Annotated in this window: 25 protein-coding genes; 10 read left to right on the plus strand and 15 right to left on the minus strand. The window is 64.5% G+C overall.

Annotated features, from left to right (window positions below):
* Positions 1 to 14: 14 nt before the first annotated feature.
* The 13 genes from ACCQ05_RS02910 to sctU all read right to left on the minus strand — a co-directional run bounded on the left by ACCQ05_RS02910 (position 15) and on the right by sctU (position 11,550).
* Positions 15 to 1,535 carry a hypothetical protein gene (locus tag ACCQ05_RS02910; RefSeq protein ID WP_372392868.1) on the minus strand — a complete coding sequence of 507 codons (1,521 nt, stop codon included), beginning with the start codon at positions 1,533 to 1,535 and terminating at the stop codon, positions 15 to 17.
* 236 nt (positions 1,536 to 1,771) lie between these two features.
* Entirely contained in the window at positions 1,772 to 2,887 is a 1,116-nt protein-coding gene (locus ACCQ05_RS02915; protein ID WP_228963162.1) for a pectate lyase, read from the minus strand.
* 172 nt (positions 2,888 to 3,059) lie between these two features.
* Complete coding sequence (locus ACCQ05_RS02920; RefSeq protein WP_104542078.1) at positions 3,060 to 3,542, minus strand: CesT family type III secretion system chaperone; 483 nt, start codon at positions 3,540 to 3,542, stop codon at positions 3,060 to 3,062.
* Positions 3,543 to 3,596: 54 nt separating this feature from the next.
* On the minus strand, positions 3,597 to 3,869 hold the full coding sequence (hrpE, locus tag ACCQ05_RS02925; protein WP_228963163.1) for an HrpE family protein: 273 nt from the start codon (positions 3,867 to 3,869) through the stop codon (positions 3,597 to 3,599).
* Between the two features lie 85 nt (positions 3,870 to 3,954).
* A complete protein-coding gene (hrpD6, locus tag ACCQ05_RS02930) occupies positions 3,955 to 4,197 on the minus strand; it encodes an Hrp regulator HrpD6 (RefSeq protein ID WP_104542074.1) in 243 nt (80 codons plus the stop codon).
* 10 nt (positions 4,198 to 4,207) lie between these two features.
* On the minus strand, positions 4,208 to 5,155 hold the full coding sequence (gene hrpD5 / locus ACCQ05_RS02935; RefSeq protein WP_372393896.1) for an HrpD5 family protein: 948 nt from the start codon (positions 5,153 to 5,155) through the stop codon (positions 4,208 to 4,210).
* Positions 5,152 to 5,964: a 4-hydroxyphenylacetate catabolism regulator HpaA gene (locus ACCQ05_RS02940; protein ID WP_372392869.1), complete on the minus strand. Its 813-nt coding sequence runs from the start codon at positions 5,962 to 5,964 to the stop codon at positions 5,152 to 5,154. The genes hrpD5 and ACCQ05_RS02940 overlap by 4 nt, the downstream gene beginning before the upstream one ends.
* Positions 5,961 to 6,221, minus strand: a complete 261-nt coding sequence (sctS, locus tag ACCQ05_RS02945) for a type III secretion system export apparatus subunit SctS (RefSeq protein ID WP_228963165.1) — start codon at positions 6,219 to 6,221, stop codon at positions 5,961 to 5,963. The genes ACCQ05_RS02940 and sctS overlap by 4 nt, the downstream gene beginning before the upstream one ends.
* Before the next feature lie 4 nt (positions 6,222 to 6,225).
* Entirely contained in the window at positions 6,226 to 6,870 is a 645-nt protein-coding gene (gene sctR / locus ACCQ05_RS02950; protein WP_104542066.1) for a type III secretion system export apparatus subunit SctR, read from the minus strand.
* Positions 6,857 to 7,810: a type III secretion system cytoplasmic ring protein SctQ gene (sctQ, locus tag ACCQ05_RS02955; protein WP_372393898.1), complete on the minus strand. Its 954-nt coding sequence runs from the start codon at positions 7,808 to 7,810 to the stop codon at positions 6,857 to 6,859. Before sctQ ends, sctR begins: the two co-directional genes overlap by 14 nt.
* A gap of 90 nt (positions 7,811 to 7,900) precedes the next feature.
* On the minus strand, positions 7,901 to 8,545 hold the full coding sequence (sctP, locus tag ACCQ05_RS02960; protein ID WP_372392870.1) for a type III secretion system protein SctP: 645 nt from the start codon (positions 8,543 to 8,545) through the stop codon (positions 7,901 to 7,903).
* The gene (locus ACCQ05_RS02965) at positions 8,545 to 10,467 is read right to left on the minus strand and encodes an FHIPEP family type III secretion protein (RefSeq protein WP_372392871.1); all 1,923 of its coding nucleotides are present in this window, start codon (positions 10,465 to 10,467) and stop codon (positions 8,545 to 8,547) included. Before ACCQ05_RS02965 ends, sctP begins: the two co-directional genes overlap by 1 nt.
* A gap of 9 nt (positions 10,468 to 10,476) precedes the next feature.
* The gene (gene sctU / locus ACCQ05_RS02970) at positions 10,477 to 11,550 is read right to left on the minus strand and encodes a type III secretion system export apparatus subunit SctU (protein ID WP_372393900.1); all 1,074 of its coding nucleotides are present in this window, start codon (positions 11,548 to 11,550) and stop codon (positions 10,477 to 10,479) included.
* Between the two features lie 212 nt (positions 11,551 to 11,762).
* On the opposite strand from sctU, the gene ACCQ05_RS02975 reads away from it, so the two are divergent.
* The 9 genes from ACCQ05_RS02975 to sctC all read left to right on the plus strand — a co-directional run bounded on the left by ACCQ05_RS02975 (position 11,763) and on the right by sctC (position 19,374).
* A complete protein-coding gene (locus ACCQ05_RS02975) occupies positions 11,763 to 12,218 on the plus strand; it encodes an HrpB1 family type III secretion system apparatus protein (protein ID WP_372392872.1) in 456 nt (151 codons plus the stop codon).
* 31 nt (positions 12,219 to 12,249) lie between these two features.
* Positions 12,250 to 12,642 (plus strand): type III secretion protein HrpB2, encoded by a 393-nt coding sequence (locus tag ACCQ05_RS02980; RefSeq protein WP_372392873.1) that lies wholly within the window; start codon positions 12,250 to 12,252, stop codon positions 12,640 to 12,642.
* A 1-nt stretch (position 12,643) separates the two neighbouring features.
* Positions 12,644 to 13,402: a type III secretion system inner membrane ring lipoprotein SctJ gene (gene sctJ / locus ACCQ05_RS02985; protein WP_372392874.1), complete on the plus strand. Its 759-nt coding sequence runs from the start codon at positions 12,644 to 12,646 to the stop codon at positions 13,400 to 13,402.
* A 9-nt stretch (positions 13,403 to 13,411) separates the two neighbouring features.
* The gene (locus tag ACCQ05_RS02990; RefSeq protein WP_372392875.1) at positions 13,412 to 14,041 is read left to right on the plus strand and encodes a type III secretion protein HrpB4; all 630 of its coding nucleotides are present in this window, start codon (positions 13,412 to 13,414) and stop codon (positions 14,039 to 14,041) included.
* Positions 14,026 to 14,727: a type III secretion system stator protein SctL gene (sctL, locus tag ACCQ05_RS02995; RefSeq protein ID WP_372392876.1), complete on the plus strand. Its 702-nt coding sequence runs from the start codon at positions 14,026 to 14,028 to the stop codon at positions 14,725 to 14,727. Before ACCQ05_RS02990 ends, sctL begins: the two co-directional genes overlap by 16 nt.
* Positions 14,717 to 16,045, plus strand: a complete 1,329-nt coding sequence (gene sctN, locus ACCQ05_RS03000) for a type III secretion system ATPase SctN (protein ID WP_372392877.1) — start codon at positions 14,717 to 14,719, stop codon at positions 16,043 to 16,045. The genes sctL and sctN overlap by 11 nt, the downstream gene beginning before the upstream one ends.
* On the plus strand, positions 16,038 to 16,547 hold the full coding sequence (locus tag ACCQ05_RS03005; protein ID WP_372392878.1) for a type III secretion protein HrpB7: 510 nt from the start codon (positions 16,038 to 16,040) through the stop codon (positions 16,545 to 16,547). The genes sctN and ACCQ05_RS03005 overlap by 8 nt, the downstream gene beginning before the upstream one ends.
* Positions 16,544 to 17,374 carry a type III secretion system export apparatus subunit SctT gene (sctT, locus tag ACCQ05_RS03010; RefSeq protein WP_228963174.1) on the plus strand — a complete coding sequence of 277 codons (831 nt, stop codon included), beginning with the start codon at positions 16,544 to 16,546 and terminating at the stop codon, positions 17,372 to 17,374. Before ACCQ05_RS03005 ends, sctT begins: the two co-directional genes overlap by 4 nt.
* A 176-nt stretch (positions 17,375 to 17,550) precedes the next feature.
* Positions 17,551 to 19,374: a type III secretion system outer membrane ring subunit SctC gene (gene sctC, locus ACCQ05_RS03015; protein ID WP_372392879.1), complete on the plus strand. Its 1,824-nt coding sequence runs from the start codon at positions 17,551 to 17,553 to the stop codon at positions 19,372 to 19,374.
* A gap of 78 nt (positions 19,375 to 19,452) precedes the next feature.
* On the opposite strand, the gene xopA is transcribed toward sctC, so the two are convergent.
* Positions 19,453 to 19,845 carry a XopA/Hpa1 family type III secretion system protein gene (xopA, locus tag ACCQ05_RS03020; protein WP_104542040.1) on the minus strand — a complete coding sequence of 131 codons (393 nt, stop codon included), beginning with the start codon at positions 19,843 to 19,845 and terminating at the stop codon, positions 19,453 to 19,455.
* 427 nt (positions 19,846 to 20,272) lie between these two features.
* On the opposite strand from xopA, the gene ACCQ05_RS03025 reads away from it, so the two are divergent.
* Positions 20,273 to 20,794, plus strand: coding sequence for a lytic transglycosylase domain-containing protein (locus ACCQ05_RS03025; protein WP_372360531.1), 522 nt, complete (start codon positions 20,273 to 20,275; stop codon positions 20,792 to 20,794).
* A 148-nt stretch (positions 20,795 to 20,942) separates the two neighbouring features.
* On the opposite strand, the gene ACCQ05_RS03030 is transcribed toward ACCQ05_RS03025, so the two are convergent.
* Complete coding sequence (locus tag ACCQ05_RS03030) at positions 20,943 to 22,628, minus strand: hemagglutinin repeat-containing protein (protein ID WP_372392880.1); 1,686 nt, start codon at positions 22,626 to 22,628, stop codon at positions 20,943 to 20,945.
* Positions 22,629 to 22,630 lie beyond the last annotated feature (2 nt).

Genomic DNA, 22,630 nt, shown 5'->3' on the forward strand with positions numbered 1-22,630 from the left:
GGTTCGGCGGCACGCTAATGGCGTGCCTGGATCAACTGGCCGAGCACCTGGCGGCCGCGCGGCACGCGCGCCAGGGTCGCCAGCCAGCGCGTCTTCGCCGCCTTGATCGCTGCGCGAGGAATTCCGGTCTGCTCGCCCATCGTCGCATCCTCTCGGGCATCGTGCTGTTGCGGATCGACAGGGATCAGCGCTCTCCAGGTGCTGTTGTAGACATGGTCGAAGGTGGCAAGCAGCAGAGCGGCCGCGTCAGAGCGGTTGTCGCAGAGCACACTGGCCACTGCCGAGCGTAGCGCGCCTAGCGCGATGGCCACGATTCCCGCTGCAGGCACGGCCTGGTCTGCGAAACGCGTGGTGGACAGCCCGCTCGCCCAGGTCGACAGGCGGTTGCGCAAGGCAGTGGCAGTAGCGGCATCGGTTGCGCTGGATGCGGTCTGCGCAATCTGCGCGGCAATCAGCGCGTTCGAGGCGGCCTGCAGCGCCTGGCTGGCGCGCAGATCATCGGCCGCTGCACGGTCAACCTCCTCCCCGAGCGATTGGGTCAGATCTGCCAGCGCCGGCAGCAGTGCACGCAGATCGTCGGCGCGTGCAGCGGTCTCGAACAGGTCGTCGGCTACGATGAGTGCAGACTGCAGCGCCTGCGCCAGTGTGGTGTCGAGGCTGGCGGCGCGCACTTCCATGCGTTGCAGCATGGCCTGTTGTTTCTCGCGCAGGCTGGAGAGGTGCTGCGCGTGCTGGTGCTGCTTGCGGATGCGCTCCAGCTCGGCTTCGTGCGTGAGCAGGTCACGCAAGCGCGCTCGACGCCCGTTTGCAGCAGGCGCCGGCATGGCCGTGAGCTGGTCCAGTTGCTGCTGCAGCTGCTGCTCAGTGCGCGCCAGGCGCTCGCTGCAACCGGCAATGTGCGTGCGGAGCAATGCGCTCCAGGTGGCCAGCACCTGTTGGCGTTTGCGGGTGTCGTTGGCACGGTCGGCCAGGCGCGGTGCGCGTCTGGCATGCAGGCTGGTGTCCTGCTCCAGGCGATCGATATGCAGCAACACCAGGCGCTCCAGCGCTGCGGCCTTGCGCATGGCGATCCGGGCGTCGCTCAGCCGTTGCGAGGCGGAGAATGTCGCTGTCTGCAAAAGAGCGAGGGTATGCCAGTCGCTGTGTTCCGACCGAGCCGGCGGTGCAGGCTGCGCAGAGGTGCCCTGGTAGCGCAGCAGGCGCGTATGGTCGGGAGTGGACTGCCGCGCGATGCCCACCGCCGTACCGGCGAGTCGGGCGAGTTTCTGCAACGACTCCCGCACGCCGCGCAGCCTGGCTGTCTTGCGTGGTGCAGGCGTGCCCCGCTCGGCAGCGGCTGCGGCTGCGGTGTAGCGATGCACCCGTGCGGCCACATCCAGTTCTGCAGCGCGTGCCTCGGACTCGGCCGCTGGGCCATCCAGTTGATGCAGTCGGTGATGGGCCTGCTTGTGCGGCGACGGCGTACCCGCATGCGCTGCGCCGCGGCTGTTGCCAGGTAGCCCGAATGTCGTGGTGGAAGGGCGGATACGGGTCACGCTAGACACCTCGCGTGTGGATCTGCAGTCGTGCCCTGCCTTGCGATTGGCGAGACAGCGCGCGTACCCCAAATCCTCGCGCCATCATGCTTGAGTGCCAACCGCGCAAGACAAGAGGCCACGCCCGATGCGCCGGCGCGCGGCGATCTCGTCCCCAGCAGGCGCCGATACCCGGCAGGTGCATCAATGCAGTGCATCTGCCGGGAATCGGCGCACAGCGAACGTGCGGTGTGCACTCAGCCGCTGTAGGTCTTGTGGCCAATGCGTGTCGCCCCAACGGCCTGGGACGCGTTGGGTGCAATCACCTCTTCGGGCGCATCGGTCTTCGTGTCTCTCAGCAGCACGGTCGCGCCTGGCGAATCGGTGCGGAAGATCGCCTCCTTGACCTGATTGAAGTCGCAATTCTCAACCTGGAGGTGCGTGTCGATATCGGAATGCCCGCCATTGGTGCGGAACACCTTGCCGGCGCCGTTGACGGTGCAGCCCGACATCACCACGTCGGCGGTGCCATTGTCCTGCACGACCTTGTCTGCGGCGCCGTTGAAGGTGCAATTGATGATCTCGACCTTCGGCCGGCCGCTGACCTCCGGGCTGGAACCGGCAATGCGCGCATCATGATCGCGGTTGCCCTGGCCATCGATGGTGACCGCATCCTCGCTGACGTCTTCGTTGACGCAATTGACCATCTTGCCGCTGCCGATGAAATGCACCCCGTCGCCACCACCTTTCATATGGACATTGCACAGGCTGCCGCCGTCTTCGACGATGAAAAGAGGCTGCTGGTGCTCGTCCTGATCGCCCTTGCCCAGGCTGGGGCCGCCGATGTAGGTCTGACCCTTGCCGTCGAAGACCTCGCCTTTGTGCACCACGATGGGCTTGTTCTGCACGCCGGGGGGAGCGGTGACGACCTTGCCGGAAGGCAGCGGCGCTTGCGTGCCGCTGGGGTTGGACGTGACCGGCTGGCCATTGCCGGGCGGCGTTGTCGGTCGACCCGGGTTGCCGGGCGATGCGCCGTTGCCTGCTCCGTTTGCGCTGTTGCCACCGTTGCCCTTGTAGCCGCCGCCGTTGCCGCCGCTGCCATCGCCGTTTCCGCTGCCGTGCTGTCCGCCGGGGGTGGTCGAACAGGGCGGGCCCGAAGGCGGCATCGAGGGTGCCGGGTTAGGGTTAGGGTTGGACGGTGGCTGGCCGTCACTGGATGCTCGATCCTGTCGTTGCAGCATGTCGCTGAGCATGCGTTGCATGCAGTACGCCAGCATGCTCATGATCACAGCGGTGAGGGCTTGCTGCGACGACAGGGAGAACGAGGACGGTTGTAGACTCGCAGTGGTGTTGGAGGGGATGGCGAGATTCATTGGCGAGTGTCCTTGCGGAAGATGAATGGCGGAAGAAATCCTGCGAAGGGGATAACGGCAGGGCAGCGTGGTCATGTGACACGGCGCAGCGGATGCGCAAGCCGCAGCCGGCGTGCTGCCGAGTCATGCCGGTCTCGGTGCAAGCATCAGCACGCATGCGAGGTCTGGCATGTCATGCACGTAGCCACAGATAGTTTCCCGTCGCGATTCCTTCGAACATTTCGTCGTGTGCAATGAAGATATTGTTGTTCCAGTAACGGCCATGCTCGGCGTAGTGGGCGAGCAGATCGCAGATCCACGCGCCGTCGACGTCGTCGTCCAGCGGGACGCGCACGACCAAGACGATCACACCGGCATCGTTCAACCCGAGTTGCGCCTGGTCCTGCGCATAGACCGACAGGTTTGCTTCCAGCAACAGCCGAAACACCGTCAGGGTCCGTCCCGCAGGAGCAAGGCCGTAGGAGATGCGTAGGTAGAGCGCTTCTTCCTCCGGTGCTTGCTGTGCTTCGTCGTCGGCCTGGGCAGCGGGCATGTGCAGATAGACTTCAAACCCGTCCACCCACAGCACGCGTTTGCTGAGCACTGCCTGCACATCCGGCAGGTCCAGTGCTTCGCACATCTGCTGAACGATCGCTTCGAATCGGCCGTTGCTCATCTGTCGTACGACATGCGCAGGGCCATGCACCGGCCCTGCGTCATGTCAGGCCACTTATTGGCCAACCAGCTGCTTCGCGTTGTCGCCTGCTTTGCCGATGAACTTGTTGAGCGCCACGTTGAAATCGAGTTCGTTCTTCTTCTCGGTCAGGTAGTTGTTCATGCGCTCCTGTGCTGCGGCCGACTTGCCGATGCCGCCCATCAGACTAACCATCTGATTCTCCGAAGTCTGAGTGCTAGCGTGGTTGTCCCATCTGCTTGAAAAGTCTGATGTGATCAGGTCCCCGCCCTGGCCCAATCGCGACTTTAGTGACTGTAACTCTGACATGCGAATACTCCTTAGCTAAAGACAAGTGACGTGGAGCGCCTACCGGCGCGTTTTGCTTGACCAGTGCGGCCAAGGAACTCGATGGTCAAGGCATGCTGGCGATGTGCGCAACGATGTCGCGCGCGGCATTGAGGCCGTCATGCAAGACGGTGAAATCGTTGCGCTCGGCCTGATCGCTCGCTGCAGCCCAGTGCAAACGGAGTTGTTGGGCTGTCGTGTGCAGCGCTGCATCGATGTTGCGCAGTCGCTCGCCGGAGAGATCCTCCGCCTTGGTCTGCAAGATCTTGCTCATATCCTGGGTGACCGTGTCGGTCATGGCATCGAACATGGTGCGGTTCTCATGGCGCCGCCTGCTGCGGCAGGGAAGTCAGATGTTTGGTGCCGTCCGGGGTCTCGACGTAATGCAAGCCGTCGGCAAGCAGCGCGGCATCGTAGTTCGCTGGCGGTTTGACCGACGGGTCCTGCTGGGTGATGTCCACGTGCAGCTTGCGGATTTCCGGGCCAAGATCGCTGCGCAGGTCGGCGATCCGCCGGATCGCACGCTCCGCGTTGTCGCTGCTGCCGGCAATGGAAAAAACCCCATGGCCGTCGTAACGCACGCTCAGATCGCGGTCCGCCAAGGTATCGCGCAGGGTTGCCAATACCTCATCCACCACCACCACATCGACCGTCACCGCATGTTGATACCGATGCAGTTGCGCGCGCAGGCGTGCCGCATCCGCGCTGCTTGTCACCAGACCCTCGACCCGCACGCGCGCACCGACACGCTCCACGCGCGCTTCAGGCAAGCCCAGCTGTTTCAGCAGGAATCGAACCTGATTGAATTGATTGTCCGGGCTGTGCGGGGGAGCGGCATTGGAGAGAAATGCCGGCAGCAGGGAGGGCAACAGCGCTGCGGCGGCCAGCGCTAGCATCGCACCCACCACTGCGCGCATCGCAGTGCCCCTGGGGCTGCGTGGCGGGGGTGTTGCCGACGGCGCGGCTGGAGACAGCAAACGCTCCAGCAGCGCCACATCGTCCGGCCAATCGGCCGCAGCCTCGCCGATGCACAGCACCAACGGACCAAAGCGCACTGGATGCAGCGCAACAAACGGTGTCGGTGGCAACGCGTCGCTGCGATAACGAGCTTGACCATCTGCATCCACCTCGATAATGAGCGGGCGATCAGGCCAGTCTTCGATCCGGATCTCGGCCTGGGGATCGGCGGCTAATGTGTAGCTGCCTGGCTGCAAATCTAATCGCGCGCCGGCGTGTATTCCCGTCAGTATGCGAAGTTGCATGGTCATGCACGAATCCCCCGAGAGGTCCCGTTTCGGTGTTCCATCAGTAGCGCGTTCAGGCGCGTGATGCCGCGCGCACAATCAGCGGATTTGCGCGGCTTTCGCGCGCTGATCAGTATCAGTGGAAGCAGCAAGTTGTAGCTGCGCAACGCTGGTGTGGGCTCCGGCTGCGCGTGCACCATCTCCGCCAGGCGTTTGCGCAAGGTGTCCATGGGTTCGGACAAGGTGCTCGCTTGGCCCGATTGCAGGTGCTCGCGCATCAACATCCACACCATGGCGGTCAGCGATACGGCGCCCGGATGGGCAATGCCGATGTCACGCAACTCAACGAACGCAGCGATGAGGGCGTGTCGTCTGACCGTCTGGTCGGAAGCCTGCGTTGCCGCATAGCGGTCGATGACTGCCTGGACGCCCGCTCGCACATCCTCGTCCCCATGTACCGGCGCGGCGCTCGGCCACGTCTCTGCCTGCGGGTCGCTGGCCTGTGCGCGACCACCCGCGCTTTGCTGGTCGTCCTGGCTTTGTCCCTGCTCCTGGGGTTCAGCGGCAGTGACGCTGACGCGGCCGCGTAGCGCCGATACGCGCGCCGCTTCGGCGTCTTCCTGTTCGGTGGCGTCGAGCTCGTCGTCCATGCCATCCAGCGAGCGCATGCCGCGTCGCCGCTTGCGGGGCGGAGCAGAGCGCAGACGGGGGGCATGATGGGGCGTGTCCGCCAGTGGCTGCGCGCCAGTGGCCGGCGCATCGGCATGGTGGTGCGAGGCGCCGGGCGCAGTCGGCGAGTGCGGCAGAGACCCTGGGAAAATGCGCCGGATCATGGAAAGGCCGCCTGCATCAGCGCCTGGCCGAACTGCATGATCGCCGAGGCCCCCCAGGGTGCGGTGACCGCGATGGCGGCCACCACCACCACCAGCTTGAGCGCGAACGAAATCGACGCATCCTGCAGCGACATCACTGCCTGTATGAAGGCGATCAGCAAGCCTGCCAGCGCGGCGACGCCGACCACGGGCAACGACACCTTGAGGCATAGCAACAGGGCTTCGGAGGTCAAGCGCACCAGATCGTCATGCTCCATGGCATCACCGATAACTCAAAACCAGGCCGTGGATCAGCATCGACCAGCCATCCAGCGCCACGAACAACAGCAGCTTGAACGGGATGGCCACGTTGGTTGGCGTCACCTGCGAAAGACCCATCGCCATCAGCGCATTGGCCACCACCAGATCGATCACGATGAAGACCAGATACAGCAGAAATCCGATGCGGAACGCTTCGGTCAGCTCACTGAGCGTGAACGCCGGCGCCAGCACGAGCAGATCGTCCGGCTTTAGCGTGTCGGCCTTGTCCTTGGGCCAGATCTGCTGCGCCGATCGCATGAAAAAGGCCTTCTCGCGCTCGCGCGTGTGCTTGAGCAGGAACTGCCGAAATGGTTCGCGACAGGCGTCGAGCAGCACCACCACGCGGCTGTTGTCGGCACCGGCACTGTAGTTCTGCGCCGCCTTGAACGCCTCCATGCCCACCGGCGCCATCACAAAGCACGACACCAGCAGCGCGACGCCATTGAGCACCATGTTGGGCGGCACCTGCTGCACGCCGATGGCATTGCGCAGCAAGCCGAGCACGACCACGATCTTGGTGTAGGAGGTGACCACCATCGCTGCGAAGGGCAGCAAGCCCAGCATGATGACCACCAGCAGCAGCGAGCCGACATCAGGCATCTGCATGTGCGGTCTCCGACATACTGAGGATCTGCACGCCAAGATGTTCGCCCACCGCCAGCAGCCTGCCGATACCGATGGTCTGGCCATAGACCACCAGACGGATGTCGGCCTGATCCACCGGCACCGGCAGTTCGAGGATCTGGCCGGGCTGCAGGCCAGATAGAACCGACAGCGACAGCGCAAGTTGGTCCACTTCCAGTTGCACAGGCAGTTCCAGTGCCGCCATGTCGGTGGTGGAGGGCGAGGGATCGGGCGCGGGCGTATCGTGCTGCATGACAGGTGCGGTCTCCAGGCTCATCTGTTGCGGGTTCAGGCGTACCGAAGCGCGCAATACCGCACCTCCGGGGATGCCCCAGAGCAATTGGCCGCTGCGCAGAGGAGCCGGGCCAATCGCGTGCATCAGCACATCGCCCGGGCGCAGCGATTGCAGCAGTGTCGTCGGTGCCGTGCGCTGGCCGATGCGCAGGCGTGTGCGCAAACGCAGTTCGCTCAGCCAGGAAGGCAATGGCGACGACGTCGCCAGCGCAGCGGTTGCGCTTTGCAGGGCGGCAAGCAGCAGTGGGCTGGCGGTCTCTGCGATCGCATCGATGCCGCCCAACGTGATGCCGATATCGAGGCAATCGGCTGTGTCTGCAAAGCGCTCGAACGCAACGACCTCGGCAGCACCCAATCCCAGCGGCTCGAAGGCGTGCAGCGGATCGCTCAACAGCACACCGGCGATCGCCGTGCGCAAGGTGGCATCGCCTTCGTTCAACAGCAACGCCAGGCTGTCACGTGCAGCAATCCGCAACTCCAGGCTGCCGCTATCGAACTGCAGCTGCAGGCGCGCCGCTTCCGCTGCCCGGATGCCGCGACGGTACGGGGTGAAGCTGCAACATCGCGCGGTACGCCGGTCGCACAGCATCCTGCCGAGCTGCGCACGCGCAGCAGGGACGCGGGTCAGCGCGTGCGACAAGTCGCGTACCGGTGACGTTGGGCTTTGCTCGGTTAACAAAGCGGGGTCCCTCGATATGGCTGTTCTGCATGTGCGGCGCTAGACGACCTCGATGCTGATCGGAAGCGTGTCGCTGAGCGCAGCCTTCAATGCGGTATGCAGGCGCTTTCTTCCATTGCAAAGTACCTCGCGCGTCTCGGGCGAGCCGCTGTCGAAGCGAAGCAGTAGCTGGTCTGGCGAAAGCCTCAAGAACAGCCTGGTCTGCGGCAGGATGTCGTGGTTGATCTCCAGCCAGGCTTCCCAGATTCCTGCACCGCGCACCGGCGTGGCATTGCAGAACTCCGCCACCCGCAACGCGATGTGGTGGATGGCCATCTGCGCGCGTTGGGTGCGGATCCATTCGGCGGCGATCTGCCGCCCCAAGGTGTCGCTGTCCTTGCTTCGGGCGATCCGTCCACGATTGCCGTCGTCCAGGCAAGGGGACGCGCCTGGCGGCGCAAGGCCCTGGCTGCCGCTGGCAGCGTCGGCCGCATCGGGCAGCGGCTGAGCATCGTCCTCCTCCCCCTCTTCGTCCTCCGGCAATACCACGTCCGGCAATCCGGGAAGCACGTTGCCCAGGCGTCGGCGCAGTTGCATGAAGCCGAGACGCTGGGTCGCCTGCACCGGCGTGGGCGCTGCGTGCGGCGTCGGCAATGGCCCGGCGACTGGCAGGATACGCACGTGGCGGACCGGTGGCCTGCGCATCAGGCCACCACTCTGCCGATCGGCTGCAGCTGCACGTCTGCGCCCAGTTCCTGGAACGAATACACCTCCAGCCAGTCCAGGCGCGCCTCGATCATGCGGCGCACATAACGACGCACATCCATCGATGCGACCACTGCCAGTGGATGCCGGGCCTGGTCTGCGACGATGCGTTCCACCTGCTCGACCAGCTGACCGGCCTGCTCCGGCGGCAGGGCCAGGAAATTGCCTGCCGGTGTGGCGCGAATCGACTGCCGGATCAACTGTTCCACTGCGTGGTCGAGCATGACCGCCGGCAACTGCCCGGTGCCTGCGGTCGCCGTGTGCGCAAGATAGCGGCCGAGATCGCAGCGCACATACTCGGTCAGCATCAGCAGGTCCTTTTCCTTCGGTCCCCACACCACCAGGCTTTCCAGGATGCTCTTGATGTTGCGCACCGGGATGCGTTCTTCCAGTAGCCGCCGCAGCACGTCGGCGATGCGCTGGGCGGGCATGGCCTTGTTGACCTCTGCCACCAGCCCGGGATAGTCCGCGCTTACCTGTTCCAGCATCCACTGCGTTTCCTGGATGCCGACGAACAGATGCGCGCGTGCACGCAGCGGCGCGATCGCCTGCTGGGCCAGCGCCTTCTGCAGGTCCGCGGTATCGCTCAACGCGCTGCGGGTTTCCGGAACGTCGTGAATCAGCACTTCGTACTGCAGCTCCTGCAGGCTATCGCTTTGCCAGATCGCAATGCCCGGAAACGGCAGGCCCAGCACCTCCACCAACTGCCGGCGCTCGTTCTCGATCGCCTGATCCAGCAGCGCCGGGTCCAGCCGCGCAGCCAGTTGCGGCGACAGGCGCATCGACAGGGGCGAGGCGAAATCCGGCGCGCTCTTGCGGATGTGCGGCGCATCGCCCTTGGCGCCCTTGCGGCTGGTCGATGGCAGCGTGGGTCGATCGCTGCCGCTGACATCGCGTTGCCTGCGCCAGATCGTATAGCCGCCCGCGCCCACTGCCGCCGCCAGCAGCAGAAACAGCACCGCAGGAAATCCCGGAACGAACGCAAAGCAGGCAAGCAGCACGCTGGCGGCCATCAGGGCGCGCGCATTGCCGGTGAGCTGGCGGCCGATCTCGAGCCCGAGCGAGCTGGTCTTGGCCTCGTTCTCGTTGGCGACGCGGGTGATCATGACGCCGGCCGCCACCGAGATCAGCAGCGAGGCGATCTGCGACACCATGGCATCGCCGACCGATAGGATCGCAAAGCGGTTGGCCGCCTCGCCTGCGCTCATGCCGTGGTAGGTCACGCCCACCACGATGCCGGCCAGGATATTCACCATGGTGATCACCAGGCCGGCGATGGCATCGCCCTTGACGAATTTCATGGCGCCATCCATGCCGCCGTGCAGTTGACTCTCGATGGCCAGTCGCGCGCGTTTGCTGCGTGCTTCGTCTGCGCTCAGATTGCCGCCGCGCAGGTCGGCATCGATGCTCATCTGCTTGCCGGGCATCGCGTCCAAGGTGAAGCGTGCACCCACTTCCGCAACGCGCTCGGAGCCTTTGGCGATCACGATGAACTGCACCGTGGTGATGATCAGGAACACCACCAGGCCCACCACCAGGTTGCCGCCGACCACCAGCTCGCCAAAGCTCTCGATGATGTGGCCGGCCTCGGCATGCAGCAGGATCGATTTGGTCGAGGCGATATTCAACGACAGCCGCAGCAGCGTGGTGAACAGCAGCAACGAGGGAAACGACGACAGCGAGAGCGAGTCGGGCACATACATCGAGACCATCAGCAGCACCACACTCAAGGTGATGTTGATGCCCAGCAGGGTATCGATGAGCGGAGTGGGCAGCGGCAGGATCATCAGGCCGATGACCGCCACCACCAAAGCGGCAATCGCCACTTCACCGGTGTATGCAAAGTACCGTGTCACGCGCATACGATCTCCCTAGCAGGGCAGCGGACCGCTGCCATCATCGTTGCCGCGGCCGAGCTCATCGACCCAGCGCAGCACCACTGCCACCGTTTCGAACAGCGATTCGGGAATCGCCTCGCCCAGTTCGACCTGATGCAGCGCACGCGCCAGGGGCGGGTTCGCCACGATCGGAATGCCGTGATCGTTTGCATAGGCACGCAGTTCCAGCGCGGCATCGTCCACGCCCTTGGCAACCACTTGCGGCAGACCGAAGCCGTCCGGTTCATAGGCCAGCGCAACGGCGTAATGGGTCGGGTTGACCACCATCACCTTGGCCTTGGCGACGCGCTCGCGCGGGTCGCCGAAGACCAGTTCCTTGGCCAGTTCCTTGCGCTTTCCCTTGAGTTCCGGGTCGCCTTCGCTGTCTTTGTGTTCGCGTTTCTGCTCGTCCTTGCTCATGCGTTTGTCGCGGATGAACAGCCAGCGCTGTACGCTCCAGTCCGCCGCGCCGACCACCACGAACACCAGTACCGCCAAGGCACACAGAATGCCCAGCGCACGCCAGCCGATCTGGGCGATGTCAGGCGTTGGTTGATAGGCTAGCCCGAGGATCGTGGGCATCAGTGCGCGCAGGCCGTACCACAGCACCACACCGATCACCGCGGCCTTGATGCCCAGCTTCAGCAGATTGATGAGACTTCTCAACGAGAAGAGCTTTTTGACGCCGTTCACGGGATTGAGCGAATCGAACTTGGGCGTCACCGGTTTGAGCGATGCATTGAGCCCGGTCTGCAGAAAGCTGCCGATCAAGCCGGCAGCCAGGCACGAGACAACGAAAGGCAGGGTCAGCCACGCTGCCTGGATGCCGATGCGACCGAGCGCCCGATTCAATCCGGTGGCATCGCGCGTATTGGCGCTGAAATCCAGCCCGATCGACATCAAGGCGTGCAGATGTTCGACGAAATAGCTGCCTGCCAGCTTCATCACCAACAACGCGGCCAACAGTACGGCTGCAGCGGTGACGTCCGGACTGACCGGGACCTCCCCATCCCTGCGCGCATCCTGCAGCTTCTTTTCGGTCGGCTTTTCGGTCTTCTCATCCGACATGGCGATCTCCGGACGCGGGTGCTGCCTGGCGATTCTGGTTGATCCAGTGCCACGCGATCCACTTTCAGGGCGAATGCGTGCGTGGCTGTACGAAGCACGCTGTGTTTGTTCGCGATGGTATTCGGATATTCGCTTCTGAAAGGTCATGGCTGGCGCCGATGCGTACGTTACGCACGCATGCTGTCCACAGCCATTGAATGACGAGGTGCGGTATGGAAAAGACCAAATGTCCCGGTTCGGTCGTGACTGGGCTGATCGAACTGATCACGGTGGGGCTGACGCACGAGAAAATCGAAGAGGCCGCAGCGGTGCTGGCCGCCGTGCGGGTGCTGCGGCCGGAGCTGAAGGCGCTGGATACCTTCGATGCCTGGATCGCAATCAAGCGCGGCAGCTATCTCGAGGGTGCGCGCCTGCTGCGCGAGCTGGAGGCCGATGCCGGCTCCAGGCCGTTGTGCAAGGCCTTGTATGCGTGCTGCCTGTTTGCAGTGGGCGACCCCTCGTGGCATGGCATTGCAGACAGCCTGATCGAAGAGGACGCCGATGCCGATGCAGTTGGCCTGGTCAAGGCGCTGTCAGGACGCTACACGCCGGCGCCCATGCAGCCGGCATCGGTGAACGAATCCACCGCGCCGATGGAAGTTCCCAGCGCGCAGTATCTGCGCGCCTGATCCGAACCTCCCCCAGCCTGCGGAACATGCCATGACGCTCATCCCTCCTGTTGCACCGATCCCTGCCAGTTCCGGCGTGTCCACGTCCGTGATATCGCCGACGGCAGCGCCTAGCCAGGCGCTCGTCAACCGCTTCCAGGCGCTGATGCAGTCCTCCAGCCCGATGCCGCCTGCCGTGCAGCGCGTGGGAGAGCCCAGCATGGTGAGCCGGATGGTCGACGTGCAGAACGATGGCGTGCGCACCATCGCCGAGCATATCGATGCCTTCAGCACACAGGCGCCAACCATGGGCCTGCAGGAAATGGTCTCGCAACAAATGAAGCTGATGCATGAGCTGACCATGGTCGGCTTCAATCTCAATGTCAGCGTCGGCGTAGCGCAGTCGGGCAAGAACGCCGTGCAGACGCTGTTCAAGAACCAGTAGCATGCGAAAGCTCGGATATCTGCTGGTGTTGCTCTTCGCACTGCTGCTGTCTGGCTGCAGTCAGCAGCTCTATGCCGGGCTGACCGAGAACGACGCCAACGACATGCTTGCCGTGCTGCTGACCGCCGGTGTGGATGCGGAAAAGCTCACGCCTGACGACGGCAAGACCTGGGCGATCAACGCGCCGCACGACCAGGTGGCCTACGCGTTGCAGGTGCTGCGCGCGCATGGCATGCCGCGGGAGCGACATGCAAATCTCGGCGAGATGTTCAAGAAGGACGGCCTGATCTCCACGCCCACCGAAGAACGCGTGCGCTTCATCTACGGGGTGTCTCAGCAGCTGTCGCAGACCTTGTCCAATATCGATGGCGTGATCACGGCCGATGTGCAGATCGTGCTTCCCAACAACGACCCGCTGTCTACCTCGGTCAAACCCTCCAGCGCTGCTGTGTTCATCAAGTTTCGCGTCGGTAGCGATCTGACCAGCCTGGTGCCCAGCATCAAGACGCTGGTGATGCACAGCGTGGAAGGGCTGACATACGAAAATGTCAGCGTGACTTTGGTGCCGGGCGGGGCCGAAAGCGATGCGCAGTTCTCTGCGTCCGCGCCTCAGCGCACTTGGCCGTGGCCGTGGCTGGCCGGATGCGCGCTGTGCGTGGCGATGGGCGCGGCAGCGCTGTATTGGTGGCCGAGCGCCGATGCAAGCCGTTGGGGCGGTTGGCAGCGCCTGCGCGCGTTGTCCAGGAAACACCCTGGGTGAGGCTGGCCGATGGACGAGGCACGGATCGACAACGCGGCACTGTGGCTGCAGCAATGGACGGCGACCCTGTCCGCCCTGGCGCAATCGCTGGATGCAGACAGGGTGGCCTACTGGCTGGGCCCGGTCAGTGCGGTGAGCTGGGAACGCGCGCCTGCGCAGCACCGTGCACGTGTGATCCAGGCCTGGTCGGGATGCTCGAGCATGCAGGTCTCTGCGCTGCAGCCACTGGCCAACCGACTGGTCATGCTGGCGCCCGACCTGCTCGCCAAGGTGTTGATGAGCCGCGCGTTGTTTTCGCGCGTACTGGCGCTGCGCCGCTGCATCGAGCGCGAGCGCCTGAGCTGGTTCGAGCAGCGCCTGGGGCCGGCGGTGCTTGAGCATGTGCGCCATCGCGCGGCCACCGGCACGACAGTGCCGCTGTTGCCGCGCGACGCCGACCAGGCGGCATGGGTCGGCGATGGCTGGCGTCGGTTGGCGGCCGATGGCGCCTGGCCCGACCCCTGCATCGCCAAGGTGATAGCGCTGTCCTTGCCGTTGGGCGCCGCCCAGATGGCGCCCGTCGCTGCAGATGGCGAGAGCGATGCATTCCTGCAGGCGCTGCCCACCCTGTTGCCGGAGCTGCCATGCATCTGTGGCTGAGGTCCATCCCGGAGGCGATCGGCCTGGACTGCGATGTCATCCCGCGCGAGGCCTTGGCCTGTGTGCTGGACCTGGACGCAGCGACCGCGCAAGTGCATGCGCGTTGCGCGCAGACGCTGGCCGACGCCCAGGCACGCGCGCAGGCGCTGATCGACGATGCCCAGCAGCAGGCCGAGGCGATCCTCGACGATGCCCGGAACAAGGCCGAGCGCAGCGCACGGCTGGGCTATGCCGCCGGATTGCGCCGTCAGCTCGATGAGTGGAACGAGCGTGGTGTGCGGCATGCCTTCGAGGCGGTGGACGCCGCACGGCGCGCACGCGAGCGCCTGGCCGGGGTCGTCGCGCATGCCTGCGCACAGGTTCTCCACGGGCACGACCCCGCTGCGCTGTACGCACGCGCCGCCCACGCGCTGGACGGTGCCCTGGACGAGGCCAAGGCCCTGCGGGTAAGCGTGCATCCGGATGCACTGGACGATGCGCGGCGCGCCTTCGACGCGGCCGCGGCGGCCGCGGGCTGGCCCATGCCGGTGGAGGTGTGCGGCGACGCGCGTGTGGCCCTGGGCGCATGCGTGTGCGAATGGGATACCGGCGTGTTCGAAGCGGATCTGCGCGATCAGCTCCGCAGTATCCAGCGTGTGATTCACCGCGTCCTGGCCGCGCCACTGGGGAGGCTGGATGACTGCTGAGTTGCCGGTGCTGGAGGCAACGCTCGAGCGTGAACTGGCTGCGCTGGTCTTCGGTCGTCGCTACGGCAAGGTGGTCGAGGTGATCGGCACCATGCTCAAGGTTGCCGGGGTGCAGGTCAGCCTGGGCGAGGTGTGCGAGTTGCGCCAGCGCGATGGCATGCTGTTGCAACGCGCCGAGGTGGTGGGCTTCAGCCGCGATCTCGCGCTGCTGGCGCCATTTGGCGAACTGGTGGGCTTGTCGCGCGAGACGCGCGTGACCGGATTGGGGCGTCCGTTGGCGGTGCCGGTCGGATCGGCGTTGCTGGGACGTGTGCTCGACGGCCTGGGCGAGCCGGCGGATGGCCAGGGGCCGGTCGCTGGCGACGGTTGGGTCCAGATCCAGGCGCAGGCGCCCGACCCGATGCGTCGGCGCCTGATCGAACACCCGATGCCGACCGGGGTGCGCATCGTCGATGGCCTGATGACGCTGGGCGAAGGCCAGCGCATGGGCATTTTCGCCGCCGCCGGCGTCGGCAAGAGCACCCTGATGGGGATGTTCGCGCGCGGCACGCAGTGCGATGTCAACGTGATCGTGCTGATCGGCGAGCGCGGGCGCGAAGTGCGCGAGTTTATCGAGATGATTCTTGGCCAGGACGGTCTGGCGCGCAGCGTGGTGGTGTGCGCCACCTCCGACCGCTCCTCCATCGAGCGCGCCAAGGCCGCCTATGTCGGCACTGCCATCGCCGAATATTTTCGCGATCAGGGCCTGCGTGTTCTGCTGATGATGGACTCGCTGACGCGCTTTGCCCGTGCCCAACGCGAGATCGGCCTGGCCGCCGGCGAGCCCCCCACACGTCGCGGCTTTCCGCCGTCGGTGTTTGCCGAGCTGCCACGCCTGCTCGAACGTGCCGGCATGGGCGAGACGGGCTCGATCACCGCGTTCTACACCGTGCTGGCCGAGGACGACACCGGCAGCGATCCGATCGCCGAAGAAGTGCGCGGCATCCTGGATGGCCATCTGATCCTGTCGCGCGAGATCGCCGCCAAAAACCAATACCCGGCCATCGATGTGCTTGGGAGCCTGAGCCGGGTGATGAGCCAGATCGTGTCTGCCGAGCAACGCCAGTACGCCGGCCAGCTGCGGCGTCTGCTGGCCAAGTACAACGAAGTGGAGACCCTGCTGCAGGTGGGCGAATACCGCCAGGGCAGCGACGTGGTCGCCGACGAGGCGGTCGCCAGGATCGATGCGATTCGCGACTTCCTCAGCCAGCCCACCGACCAGCTCAGCGACTACGACACCACCCTGGAGCAGCTTGCCGGCGTGATCGACGATGCGTGAGCGTGCCAGCACCTGGGCGAGGTTGCAGCAGTTGAAGACGCGCCGTCATGAGCGGATGCAGGAGCGTCTGAGCGACTGCAGGCGTGCACTGGCGCAGTGCGAGCGCGAGCGCGCCGGTTGCAGTCAGGAGGCCAGCGCCTGCAGCACGCGTCTGGCCGCGTTCGATGCCACGCTGGCCGATCGAGCCGGCGCCGGTGAGCCGATCGGCATCGAGGCGATCCTGCAGCACCAGCGCTTTCGTGCCGTGCTGGAAGAGCGCTGCCGCACCGCAGAGCAGGCGCTGGTGGCAGCGACGCAGGCGCTGCAGAGCGAACGCGAAAAGGTCGCAGAGGTGCAGCAGGCACTGAGCAGGCTGCAGGCGCAGGCGCAGGTGTATGCGGAGAAAGCCGCCAGCGCGCAGCGTGCCTGGCACGCCCAACGCGAGGCGGCCGAGGAGGAAGACGCGATCGAAGCGTTGGTCGGCCTGCGTCTGCATCGCGCCGCGCGTGGAGCGGGGCGATGAACGACACCGCCAACGCGCTGCTGGCGCTGTCATCCCAGGGCGTGTCGCTGCTGACCCTGCTGGCACTGTGCGGGGTGCGCGTGTTCGTGATGTTCTTCGTGCTGCCAGCCACGGCACAGGACAGCCTTCCCGGAATCGCGCGCAATGGCGTGATCTATGTGCTCAGTTCGTTCATTGCCTACGGGCAACCGGCCGATGCACTGGCAAGGATCGCAGCGACCGGCCTGGTGGGGCTGGTGTTCAAGGAAGCCTTCATCGGCCTGCTGATCGGCTTTGCCGCATCCACGGTGTTCTGGGTTGCCGAGAGCGTGGGCCTGCTCATCGACGATGTGTCCGGCTACAACAACGTGCAGATGACCAACCCGTTGAGCGGTGAGCAGAGCACGCCGGTGTCCACGGTGTTGATGCAGCTGGCGATCGTGTCCTTCTACGCGCTGGGCGGTATGCTGATGCTGCTCGGTGCGCTGTTCGAATCGTTTCGCTGGTGGCCGCTGAGCCAGCTCACGCCGGATATGGGCGCGGTCGCCGAGTCCTTCGTCATCCAGCAGACAGACGGCATGATGGCCGCCATCGTCAAACTGGCCGCACCTTTGATGTTGGTGCTGGTACTGGTGGATCTGGCCATCGGCTTTGTAGCCCGCGCTGCCGACAAGCTGGAGCCATCGAACCTGAGTCAGCCGATCCGTGGAGTGCTGGCATTGCTGCTGCTCGCATTGCTGACCAGCGTGTTCATTGCGCAGTCCGGCGATGCACTCGGCTTCCTCCACTTCCAGCAACAATTGCACGATGCCGCCAACATCGGCGGAAAAGGGGGTGCAGCGAATTGATGATTGTTGAGACATCCACTGCCGTGCGCTGCCTACACTGACCGCACGCGCCAGCGATGCGTTGCCCGACGCCGTGTCTGCAGGCCGGCTGCACGCGGCACGCAACTCCTGGCTGGCGCCTGTCTGCCGGGCGCCACTCCGTTGACTTCTTTCATTTGCTTTGCAGAGGGAACGCCATGGCATCTGCCTGTCCTCCAGTTCACCGCCATCGACGCGCGCCATTGGCCGCCGCGTTGTTGCTCAGCCTGCTGCCGTTGCTGCCGCCGCATGCCAATGCCGCGCAGGTGCCGTGGCATTCGCGCAGCTTCAAATACGTCGCCGACCACAAGGATCTCAAGGAAGTGCTGCGCGACCTGTCCGCCAGCCAATCCATCACCACCTGGATTTCACCGGAAGTGACCGGCACGCTCAGTGGCAAGTTCGAGGCCAGCCCACAGAAGTTCCTCGACGATTTGTCTGCGACGTTCGGCTTCGTCTGGTATTACGACGGCGCCGTGCTGAGGATCTGGGGTGCCAACGAAACCAAGAGTGCGACCCTGAATCTGGGTGCCGCCTCGACGAGTGCACTGCGCGATGCGCTCGCGCGCATGCGGCTGGACGATCCGCGCTTCCCCGTCCGCTATGACGAGGCCGCGCACGTGGCGGTGGTGTCCGGCCCGCCGGGTTACGTGGATACCGTCACCGCGATCGCAAAGCAGGTCGAGCAGGGCGCACGCCAACGCGACGCCACCGAAGTGCAGGTGTTCCAGCTGCATTATGCGCAGGCCGCCGATCACAGCACCCGCATCGCTGGCCAGGACGTCCAGGTGCCGGGCATGGCCAGTCTGTTGCGCAGCATCTACGGCGTGCGTGGCGCATCAACCGCAGCGCTGCCCGGGCCGGGCGCCAATTTCGGGCGGGTACAACCGATCGGCGGTAGCTCGTCCAATACTTTCGGTAACAGTGCTCAGGGCCAGGCCGGCGGAGGCAACGGTAACAGCGGCATCCTCGGCTTGCCGGCGTCGTGGTTCGGCGGTGGCTCGCCGTCCGATCGGGTGCCGGTCAGCCCGCCGCTGCCGGGCACCGGCGCCAATGCGCCGGCCAGTGTGTGGCCAGAGCTGAGTCAGGCCAGACGCGACACGCCCTTGGCTGTGGATGCAGGCAGCAACGGCGAGTTGGCGTCCGATGCGCCGGTGATCGAAGCCGACCCGCGCAGCAACGCGATTCTGATTCGCGACCGCCCGGAGCGGATGGCCGCCTATGGCGCGTTGATCCAGCAGCTCGACAACCGTCCCAAGCTGCTGCAGATCGACGCCACTATCATCGAAATCCGCGATGGCGCCATGCAGGATCTCGGCGTGGACTGGCGTTTCCACAGTCGACGTGTCGATGTGCAGACCGGCGACGGGCGGGGCGGTCAGCTTGGCTATGATGGCAGCTTGAGCAGTGCGGCCGCGGCAGGCGCCACGGCTCCGTTGGGCGGCACCCTGACGGCGGTCCTGGGAGATGCGGGACGTTATCTGATGACGCGTGTGTCGGCGCTGGAGCAGACCAACAAGGCCAAGATCGTCTCCACCCCGCAGGTGGCGACGCTGGACAACGTGGAAGCGGTGATGGATCACAAGCAGCAGGCATTCGTGCGTGTCAGCGGCTATGCATCCGCCGACCTCTACAACCTGTCCGCCGGTGTGTCGCTACGCGTTCTGCCGAGCGTGGTGCCGGGCTCGACCAACGGACAGATGCGCCTGGATGTGCGGATCGAAGACGGACAGTTGGGCGCCAATACCGTCGATGGCATTCCCGTCATTACTTCCAGCGAGATCACCACGCAGGCGTTCGTCAACGAGGGGCAGAGCCTGCTGATCGCCGGTTATGCTTCCGATAGCGACCAGACCGATCTGAACAAGGTGCCCGGGCTGTCCAAGATTCCACTGGTCGGCAATCTATTCAAGCATCGCCAGCAGAGCGGGTCGCGGCTGCAGCGGTTGTTCCTGCTGACCCCGCATATCGTCTCGCCCTGAGCAGCGTCTCAAGGGGCTGCCAATGCTGTTGGAACGTGCAGGCTGCCGCGCGGGTCGGCAGCCTGCACGCAGTGCCCATCAGGCCTGGCCAGAAATGCCTGACAGGTTGGGATTGAAACCGCCACCCAGATCGTTTCCGCCCAGGCTGCTGCCAAACGAACCGCCACCGCCCATGCCGCCGGCGCCCTGGTTCTGCATCAGCTGCATCACGATCTGCATCAGCATCAGCGTCAACGGACTCAGGCCCTGCTGACCATCCTGTGGCTGGTCGTCTCCGCACTCCTGATTCGCATCGCTGCCCTGGCTCTGCTGGAGCATCATCATGATGAACATGGCAAGCAATTGATCCAGCTGCTGCTCGGAGCCAGCCGAGGATGCATGCTGACCGGAGTCCTGAGTTCGCTGGGGCCCGATGCCCATCGTATGAAGATTGCTGAAGTTCGAAAAGTTGGTTCCGATAGATGAGTCCATGGTGATTCCCGTCTCATGTGGTTGACTGGGTGCATTGCGATTGCCGGATAACTGCAACGGCAAGCTAACCTCGGGGGACGCTACGCTGCCCCGCCCGCAAGGTAGAAGAGGCAACGGCGATGCATCCGCCAGGACGCGAAAGCACGCATTTGCTTGCGAACGTGAGGGCATGTGAATCTAGGGAAATGCCAGGAAAAATCTGCATTGCAACGCAGCACGCGGTGATTTCGCTTATTTCATGGACGCTTCGTACACAACGTATCGGAGTGCGAACAGCAACGTTATGTTTGCGCGATGAAGCGGGGAAGTTGGATCGAACGAGGATGCGTGTCCACTCCGTCGCGTTGCTGGAATCAACGAAGACCAGGTGACAGAAATGGCAGAGACCAATACGCCGACCACGTGCGCATCTGCACACGGCACACAGATGTGGCATCCACGGCATTGGGCCAGGCTCTCCAGGGACATTCGCGTTGACGAGCGATGGTGCGCACTCCAGTCCCGCCATCCCGACGCGCCTCGGCGACGCGTGTGGCTTGCGGTGGCGTTGTTATGCGCCGCACCGCTCGCACGCGCAGACTGTTTTGAAGAAGCCGCCGGTTATCAACACGTCAATCCCTGGGTGTTACGCGCCATTGCGTGGCAGGAATCCCGTGGGCGTGCCGACGCGATCCACCGCAACAACAACGGCACGATCGATTATGGAAAAATGCAGATCAATTCGATCCATCTGCGGCGCCTTTCCAGCTACGGCATCTCCAGGGATGCGTTGATGCAGCCGTGCGTCAGCGTGTATGTCGCCGCGTGGCGTCTGCGCGAGATGACGAACAAATACGGCAATACCTGGGCTGCCGTAGGCGCCTATCATTCCGAGACGCCCGCGGAGCGCGATAAATATGCGCATGCGATCCACTCGATCCTGATCAAGCGCGGGGTAGTCGTCGAATGATGCTGTTCAGACGGTAAATCCCCAACCCCTAGCGGTCGCCAAAAGTATGGGATTACACCCACACTGACTTGCACATATGCATAGACATCGGTCTGTGCGCCCACCGAGGCACCCACACCGACTTTGAAGCCGGCATGCTGCCCTTGCGCTACTCGGTGCTGCTGGAGTTGCAGGCTTCCAGCACCAGATCGCGAGCCGAATCCAGGCGCAGCGTGTCGCCGGCCTTGAGGTTGCCTTGCACGATGTGCAGGTCGCCTTCGGTGGTCTTCAGACTCACATTGCCACCGCCGGTGATAGTGGAGCCCTGCGAGAGTTGGCTGGCGCTGTTGAAGCTGCTCTCGCTGGTCGCAAAGCCGACGCCGGCCTCGATACTCAGGAGCGTTCCACTCTTGGCCGCCTTGACACCTTGGTAGGCATTGGCCGCTGCCGCCATCCCCTGCATCGCACCCAAGCGTCCATCGGACTTGCGCGCATCGTCCACGTTGTTGATCAGGTCGATCAGCGGGGACTTGATGCGCGCGAAGGCGCCGATCTTGAGGTCGTCGTCCTGCTGCGAGGCGGAGCTGCTGGTGTTGGCGGTCAGCAACTGGATCGAGGCAGCGGTGATGTCGACATCTTTCGCTGCGACCACATTGCTGGCCGACTGCGTGTACGCACCACCGGCCGTCAGGCTGACATTGCCACCCAGGCTGCCGACGTTGCTGGCCACCTGCGTGACCTGGGCGTTGTCGTCGGTGTGGTTCTTCTTGTTGTAGCCGGCAAAGCGCTCGGTGTCGGAGATGACCACCGTACCGATGCCCTTGCTGGTGGACTGGTTGGCATTGCCGAGAATGTCCTGCCCGCTCTGGATGGTCAGGTCGCCGGCCGCACGCAGGCTGACATTGCCCTGGGCCGCGATGTTGCTCGCCGTCAGGCTGATATCGCCCTGCGTGGTGGTCAGGCTGGCGTTGCCGCCCACCGACAACTGGGTACCGGTGATGGTGTCCGTCTGCCCGTTACCGGTGCCTTGCTGGTTGTAGTTGCCATACGGCAGGCCGGCGGCATTGTTGAAGCCCCAGCCCTTGCCGGTGCTGGCATTGCCGCTGGACTGGGCGTTGTGCGCGACATCGAACACGATGTCCTTGCTGGCGAGCAGCAGCGCATTGCCCTCAGCGGACATCTGCGTGCCCTGGCTGGTGATCGAGCCATCGCTGGCGAGCAGTGTGAGATTGCCGCCGGCCGCAAGTTGGCTGACGCGCGCATCGCTGGTGCTTTCGGTCTGCGACGCGTTGGAGCGATGGCTGCTGGCCTGGATGACCACCGGGGTGATCGCGGCCATGGTACCGGCTGCGGCGCCTTCGGCATCGCGGCTGATCTTGCTCATGGTCGAACCGGTATCGACCATGTTCTTGGTGGTCGAGTCGCGGGCGCTGCGGTACGAGGCGCCCGGGTCGTAGGTCACGCCCACCGAGAAGCCGCTGGACTTGCTCGATTGGCTGGCCTGGTGATCGACCGTGTCCTGCCGCGCAAGCAGGGCGATGTCCTTGGCCGCCAGGGTCAGGTCCTTGCCCGCCCCAATATCCGATGCCGCAATGGTCAACTGGTTGCCCGCGCTGACGACCAGATTGCCTTCGGTCGAGCCCACCGACGAGGCGACCTGGGTGACGGTACGTGTGGACTGCTGGTTGTCGCTACTGGACTTGGAATAGCCAACGCTCGCCACACCGCCGCCACTTGCACCGGTCAGGCCGGACTTCTTCTGGCGAACACTGTGCGCTTCGCTGCTGGTGTCCTGTGCGGATTCGATGGTGACATTGTTGCCTGCGGCAAGACGGACATTGTCCTCAGCAAGCACTG

It is taken from the genome of Xanthomonas sp. NCPPB 3582 (genome assembly GCF_041475735.2).
GTDB lineage: Bacteria > Pseudomonadota > Gammaproteobacteria > Xanthomonadales > Xanthomonadaceae > Xanthomonas > Xanthomonas codiaei.